The organism is Acetonema longum DSM 6540 (assembly GCF_000219125.1).
Taxonomy (GTDB): Bacteria; Bacillota; Negativicutes; order Sporomusales; family Acetonemataceae; genus Acetonema; species Acetonema longum.
This window is the reverse complement of the sequence record NZ_AFGF01000228.1, coordinates 1-5787: the sequence shown is the minus strand read 5'-3', so window position 1 is coordinate 5787 and position 5787 is coordinate 1. Positions and strand designations below refer to the sequence as shown.

Genomic DNA, 5787 nt, shown 5'->3' with positions numbered 1-5787 from the left:
TCAATCACTTGCTCCCTGCCAACTATTGATTCAAAATAACAAAAAGCCGAACTACTGTACCCGGCTTAATGTCACCTTTTCTCCATAACAATAGTTAAATGCGTTCGCACGCATTTAACTATTGTCTTTTAAATTTCTAAAAGTCCATCACCATTGTTCGTATCTTACAATTTCCTCCATGGTTTTTCTCGGTCGCTGTTTTGGTGACTCATCACCATATCCCAAAGTAATGATTCCGCACACATATTTATCATCCGGAATGTTCAGGATCGGTCTGACGGCATCTTGCTCAAACCAGGCTGTCCAACAGGTCGCCAACCCCAGATGCTCCGCTTCAAGCAATATATGTTCCATTGCAATTGCTGTGTCTCGAATGATTTGCTTAAGTTCCGGTTCAGAACTGTTCTCATCCAGCCTGACTTTAGTGCCCATGGGTATACGATCTCGAATATCTGCTACACACACAATGAATATCGGAGCTGTCATCATCCATTTTTGATGATGATCCGCAATTGAAAGTTGTTCTTTCGTATCTTCCGATTCAATAATAATGAACGTCCAAGGCTGCATATTGCTTCCGGAAGGTGCTAGTCTGGCGCTTTCTAATATTTGAACAAGCTTCTCTTTTTCAACTTTTTTATTTAGATATTTACGGATGCTTCTTCTGGTTTCTATCTGTTTTAGCATGGCAATCCCCTTTACTAACAATTCACATTTTGAATGTTGAGTGAACTGTAATACCCCTCAGTGCTGTTTCGGCATTATGAGAAACAAAATGAATCACAATGCTCAAACCAGCTCACCTACTTATATAATAATGCAAAATATAATTCTATAAAATATCATACTAACCTTCTTAAAATAAAAAAATCCCCGGCAGGTGAGTGCCAGGGTGCTCGAAAGGATGTTGCAATACCTATTTTAATTCCTAAGTCTTAAAATAGCTTTTAAGAAAATTAAAAAGCCCCGGTATATATTTTTATTCATCATACTGGACCTTACCTAAAGTACTGTGATGACGGCTATAAGAGAAATAAACCCCCATGCCGATTGCAAGCCAAATAATGAAGAAGACAAAGGTTTCTTTAGACAAATTAGCTATCAAGTAGCCGCAGAGCAGCACTGCCAAAGGCACAATCACTCCAACAGCAGGGCACCGAAACGGCCGATGAGTGTCTGGCTGGGTCTTGCGAAGCACGCCCACACCAAGTGAGACTAGAATGAAAGCAAACATGGTTCCCATATTGCAAAGTTCGGCAATGACGCCGATGGGCAATAAACCGGTCAACACACTCACTCCGCCGCCGACAATTAAGGTAATAATATGTGGAGTACCATATTTAGGGTGAATTTTCACCAGATTTTGAGGAATCATCCCGTCACGGGCCATCGCCAAAAATACACGGGTCTGAGCATACAAAAAGACTAAGAGTGCGGTGGTAATACCGCTGATAGCGCCTAGCGCCACGAGAGCACTGCCAAAATTCATACCAATGCTGCGGAGCGCATAGGCCACCGGTTCACTATTATTCAACATGGAATAAGGTACAACACCTGTCAGAACGGCCGCAACGGCAATATACAGCACGGTGCAGATAGCCAGCGAACCAACGATCCCTATTGGAATATCCCGATTGGGATTGTTGCACTCCTCCGCAGCGGTCGCAACGGAATCAAAGCCGACATAAGCAAAAAATACGATGGCGGCGCCAGTCACCGCCCCGCTCCAGCCAAAAGGAAGGAAAGGCTGCCAGTTTAACGGATTGACATGTGGCGCGGCAACAAACAGGAAGAAGCCGATACACCCCAATTTAATAAATACCAAAGCTCTGTTCAAGGCGACACTTTCCCGGGTGCCCAGAATGAGCAGATAAGTGAGGAAGCCGGTTATCAGCACTGCCGGAATATTGACGATACCGCCCTCAGCAGGCACGGTCGTCCACATCGTGGGTAACATGATGCCTGCCGATTTAAGCAGGCCGACCATATAGCCTGACCAGCCGGCCGCTACTGTTGCCGAACCGATGGTGTATTCACAAACTAATGCCCAGCCTACCGCAAAGGCAACAAGTTCACCCATCGTCACATAAGCGAACGTGTAAGCGCCACCTGCTGCCGGCACCATTGACGCTAATTCGGAATACGCCAGTGCTACGAAGGCGCAGGCTAGACCCGATAGAACAAAGGAAAGCATAATTCCTGGACCGGCATATTTTGCGGCGGCAACGCCGGTAAGCACAAAAATTCCAGTACCAATGATACAACCGATCCCCAACAAAACCAGATCAGTTGCCCCTAGTGTTTTCTTAAGACCATTGCCTTCTCCTCCCCGGAGCAGGTCCGCAATATTCTTTTTTCTAAATAAACTCATGTTTTTTCTCCTCTCAAGACTGTGCTACGTCTATTGCATCTAAACAAGCAGCCCGTCCCCACTCACGCTAACAGGCAAACATGCTATCCGAATCTTACCTTGCCAATCCGCTCTGTATCCAAAAATTTAGCGACTTATTCGTGTTTTTCTTGTGCATATAATAATAATTCTATTCTGTATATCGGACCACCTCTTGAACATCATAAATATCAGGCCAGTTTAGAAGTTTAAGCAGATAATGACCATCTGGCATTGTTTCGCCACTTTCCTATTTTTGATATACAGGGAAATGGATGAAGGACATCGCTTCGCCTCCGTCAAATTCACGTTTCTGCTATCGATACAGAACGTGAGCTCGATATTGTAAAGACGGTAATTTATGGTTAAGATTTTCTAAGCTGTATACACGCGAGGGATTGTCCCGCCCGCCGGCGCCTCCGCGAAAACTGCTGCCTGACCCCGCCGACTATACCCTCTTGCACGTTTGACGGGTTTTGGTACATTGATTTTTCTTGCCTATTTTAGTATGGTTATGATATAATTACACCGAATTAAATATTTGTTGGATGCTTAGGTGGAGTCTGTTCAAAACAGGCTCCTTTTTGTCTTTTTAGGAAATAATAACAGAGGTGATAATTCATGTTCGAATTTTTATGGTGGGCATTTATTACTGCTATAGGTATTGGTATAGGAGTTTATCTTATTGGCCTTCAAGGAGCGCTATTCATGGCATTGGTAGGAGCGCTTGGAGGAGGATTTATGTGGTTTGATAAGCAAAATCGTCCATGATTCAACGCAACTGTCTTTGATTTGTGTCCTTGGATGTGCTGATACCAGCGTATATACAGTATTAACAAAATATGGTTTTATGTGGAGGAGCCTGTCAACAAGGACTTCTCCTGTTTTTTTGTTATTTTTATATAGCGATAGCGAGAAAATAATTATTGTGTTAATCAGGAGCTTGGTCACAAATGAATGTATTCTAAAGGAGATTTTTAAATTTGAAGAAAAAGAAAAATGTGGTACTTTACAATTACGCGATGGTCTCCGGATTGCTCTGTATTATGGCGGTTTTGCAGCCTGCCACTGGGTTTGCAGCTACAGGCGAGACGCTGGGTGCACGTTTACCGTTATGGAGTGTCCTCCCGTTCATAGGCATTTTGTTATCGATTGCAATTGCTCCCATCCTCAATCTGCATTGGTGGGAGCAGAATATGGGTAAGGTCAGTTTTTTCTGGGGATGTGCTTTTTTTCTCCCGTTTATTATCGGTTTCGGCTTTAAGCAGGCATTCTACCAATTGCTCCATATTTACGTCATTGATTATATTCCCTTTATTATCTTGCTTACTGCCCTCTTTGTGATTTCCAGTGGTATTGTTGTCCGGGGATCACTCGCAGGTACGCCGGCCGTCAATACCACCATATTAGGCGTTGGTGCTGTGCTGGCCAGCATTATCGGCACAACGGGCGCTTCCATGCTCCTCATCCGCCCGTTAATCCGGGCGATGGCCTGCAGGGAGCATAAGGTTCATACGATTATTTTCTTCATCTTTCTGGTCGGTAATATCGGAGGGTCCCTGACGCCAGTAGGTGATCCGCCATTGTTTCTGGGTTTTTTGCATGGAGTTCCGTTCTTTTGGACACTAAAGCTGCTGCCATTGTTTTTGGTAAATGTATTGGCACTCTTAGGGGTTTATTATTTTATGGACTCTTACTTTATAAAAAAGGAGGCACCTGTTTCACTTCAAATGCAACCGGCGGATGCCGGCGGCAGGCATCCTCTCAGAGTGGCTGGTTTAATGAATTTCGCTTTTATCGGCGGCATTATCGCAGCAATTGTGTTTAGTGGCTTGTTCGCCAAGCATCCGTTCTTCTTTGATTCTGCCGCCGGCCATGACCGGGGAATCGGTCTGTTAACCGCGGACGGGCACACTTTGGTGATGCCGCTGATCAATATCTGCAGGGACAGTATTATTGTGCTGCTGGCATTGCTCTCGCTGCGGCTGACCCCTCCTGCATTGCGCCGGGAAAACCAGTTTACCTGGGGGCCGATTAAAGAGGTCGCTGTTTTGTTTGCCGGGATTTTCGCCACTATTATTCCGGCCCTCGCGATTTTACAGTCGCGGGGCGGAGAACTTGGGGTGACGACACCCGCGCAGTTTTTCTGGGCAACTGGCATATTATCCGGGTTCCTTGATAATGCGCCTACTTATCTGGTTTTTTTATCAATAGCGGGTGGACTGGGGACTGTATCAGGAGTATGGACCGACTTGGGGACGATGGCGCCCGGTATTTTAATGGCGATTTCAGCGGGGTCTGTGTTTATGGGAGCCAATACGTATATCGGCAATGCGCCAAATTTTATGGTGCGATCTATTGCAGAAGGAAGCGGCATCAAAATGCCTAGTTTTTTCGCTTATATGGGTTGGTCGATTTCTATCCTTATTCCTTTATTTATCCTTAATACTTTCCTGTTTTTCCAATAGAAAAAGTANAGAAGCGGCAGCGGGTTTCGACCAGATTAAGTAACCGCATTCTACCTGCTTCTTCGTATAACTCCAACATCTTTTGCCGGACGGAGGTTCAGTAATAGACGTTATCGTCAGTGGTTGTCATAGCTTTCAAAAGCATCCCCTAAAGTATAGCATATGAACATAGGCACTTAACGACTTCTATCAGATAATAGCCTCTGGATAAATAGTGTCAAACGGGGAAGCCTAGGTTTTGGAGGTGATCTTATGGTTAGTAACGTAATTTGGTACCTGATTATTGGAGCGGTTGCTGGTTGGATTGCCGGACAATTTGTCCGTGGCCACGGGTTCGGGCTTTGGGCTGATATCATCGTAGGCATTATAGGTGCATTCATCGGAGGATATGTGTTCTCCTGGCTAGGAATTACCACTTATGGCCTTGTTGGAAGCTTAATTACTAGCACAATCGGAGCGGTCATTCTGCTCTGGGCCATCCGTCTATTTGGGAGTAGTGCCGCTAATAAAGAAAAAGAATAGGAAGAAACCATTGTACTACAAAACTAATTGAAGCCCGGCCACGCCGGGTTTTTGTTTTTGACTTTCTATACCAGAATTGCCTTAACCATAAATACCAGGCTTAGTAGAAAGTACTTCAGATAAGCTCTAAAACTCCCAATCCAATCTTCAACACAAACTCAACCTGCACCAGATTTAGTATCCGAATGGGCTCTACCGGCATTTTCGTCAAAATTCCTCATGGTATCCATGGACCGCAGGGCCTCAGTTATCTCCTTCATCCTGTTGAGGGTTTCCTGCCGTACCATCGCCTCGGTAACACTCAATCGCTTACTTTTCAGTTCCTCCATCCTATTTGCTATCCGGTTGTAGCATTTTTTAATAACCGACTCATTTTTTGCAGACTACCTTGTTCGGTACACCAATTGT

General features: G+C 44.8%; 5 protein-coding genes. 3 read left to right on the top strand and 2 right to left on the bottom strand.

The window, feature by feature from the left end; translation table 11 throughout:
- Nucleotides 1–147: 147 nt before the first annotated feature.
- Entirely contained in the window at nucleotides 148–687 is a 540-nt protein-coding gene (locus ALO_RS17515; protein WP_004098801.1) for a nitroreductase family protein, read from the bottom strand.
- Nucleotides 688–979: 292 nt separating this feature from the next.
- A complete protein-coding gene (locus ALO_RS17510; protein WP_004098800.1) occupies nucleotides 980–2371 on the bottom strand; it encodes an amino acid permease in 1392 nt (463 codons plus the stop codon).
- Nucleotides 2372–3010: 639 nt separating this feature from the next.
- Here ALO_RS17510 and ALO_RS22615 point away from each other — a divergent pair.
- The 3 genes from ALO_RS22615 to ALO_RS17500 all read left to right on the top strand — a co-directional run bounded on the left by ALO_RS22615 (nucleotide 3011) and on the right by ALO_RS17500 (nucleotide 5379).
- Nucleotides 3011–3160: a hypothetical protein gene (locus ALO_RS22615; protein ID WP_004098799.1), complete on the top strand. Its 150-nt coding sequence runs from the start codon at nucleotides 3011–3013 to the stop codon at nucleotides 3158–3160.
- 251 nt (nucleotides 3161–3411) lie between these two features.
- Nucleotides 3412–4857, top strand: a complete 1446-nt coding sequence (locus tag ALO_RS17505; protein ID WP_040293796.1) for a sodium:proton antiporter — start codon at nucleotides 3412–3414, stop codon at nucleotides 4855–4857.
- Nucleotides 4858–5109: 252 nt separating this feature from the next.
- Nucleotides 5110–5379 (top strand): GlsB/YeaQ/YmgE family stress response membrane protein, encoded by a 270-nt coding sequence (locus ALO_RS17500; protein WP_004098797.1) that lies wholly within the window; start codon nucleotides 5110–5112, stop codon nucleotides 5377–5379.
- Nucleotides 5380–5787 lie beyond the last annotated feature (408 nt).

What these genes read in the sequence shown, in the direction of transcription:
- ALO_RS17515 (WP_004098801.1), bottom strand. Translation starts at nt 687, where the DNA reads ATGCTAAAACAGATAGAAACCAGAAGAAGCATCCGTAAATATCTAAAT.
- ALO_RS17510 (WP_004098800.1), bottom strand. Translation starts at nt 2,371, where the DNA reads ATGAGTTTATTTAGAAAAAAGAATATTGCGGACCTGCTCCGGGGAGGA.
- ALO_RS22615 (WP_004098799.1), top strand. Translation starts at nt 3,011, where the DNA reads ATGTTCGAATTTTTATGGTGGGCATTTATTACTGCTATAGGTATTGGT.
- ALO_RS17505 (WP_040293796.1), top strand. Translation starts at nt 3,412, where the DNA reads ATGGTCTCCGGATTGCTCTGTATTATGGCGGTTTTGCAGCCTGCCACT.
- ALO_RS17500 (WP_004098797.1), top strand. Translation starts at nt 5,110, where the DNA reads ATGGTTAGTAACGTAATTTGGTACCTGATTATTGGAGCGGTTGCTGGT.